The sequence below is a fragment of the Rhodobacter sp. SGA-6-6 genome (genome assembly GCF_011043545.1).
In the GTDB taxonomy this organism is placed as follows: Bacteria; Pseudomonadota; Alphaproteobacteria; order Rhodobacterales; family Rhodobacteraceae; genus Pseudogemmobacter.
This window is the reverse complement of the sequence record NZ_JAAKGP010000057.1, coordinates 1-737: the sequence shown is the minus strand read 5'-3', so window position 1 is coordinate 737 and position 737 is coordinate 1. Positions and strand designations below refer to the sequence as shown.

Annotated in this window: 1 protein-coding gene; it reads left to right on the top strand. The window is 73.4% G+C overall.

All coding sequences use genetic code 11. The features are described 5' to 3' along the window. A partial coding sequence (locus tag G5B31_RS21555) for a hypothetical protein (protein WP_205912059.1) occupies positions 1 to 737 on the top strand: 737 nt, incomplete at both ends.

Sequence of the window (737 nt, the reverse complement as noted above, 5' to 3'; positions counted from 1 at the left end):
TGGTGCTGACGCCTTCGAGAACCTCGCCCAGAACGGAACCGGGCTCGCCGTCCCCGTCGCCGTCCCCATCGCCGTCTCCATCTCCGTCGCCGTCGCCGTCCCCATCGCCGTCTCCATCTCCGTCGCCGTCGCCGTCCCCATCGCCGTCTCCATCTCCGTCGCCGTCCCCGTCTCCGTCGCCATCGCCATCGCCATCCCCATCGCCGTCTCCATCCCCGTCGCCGTCCCCATCGCCGTCTCCGTCGCCGTCCCCGTCGCCATCGCCATCGCCGTCGCCATCCCCGTCGCCGTCGCCGTCTCCGTCTCCATCCCCGTCGCCGTCCCCATCGCCGTCTCCGTCCCCGTCCCCGTCGCCATCCCCATCGCCGTCGCCATCCCCGTCGCCGTCCCCATCGCCATCGCCGTCGCCGTCTCCGTCGCCATCGCCGTCCCCATCGCCGTCGCCGTCCCCATCGCCGTCTCCGTCGCCATCGCCATCGCCGTCGCCGTCGCCGTCTCCGTCGCCGTCGCCATCGCCGTCCCCATCGCCGTCTCCGTCGCCGTCTCCGTCTCCGTCGCCATCGCCGTCCCCATCGCCATCGCCGTCCCCATCGCCGTCTCCGTCGCCGTCCCCATCGCCGTCGCCGTCCCCATCGCCGTCGCCGTCTCCGTCGCCATCGCCGTCGCCATCGCCATCGCCGTCGCCGTCGCCATCCCCGTCTCCGTCGCCATCGCCGTCTCCATCCCCGTCACCATCG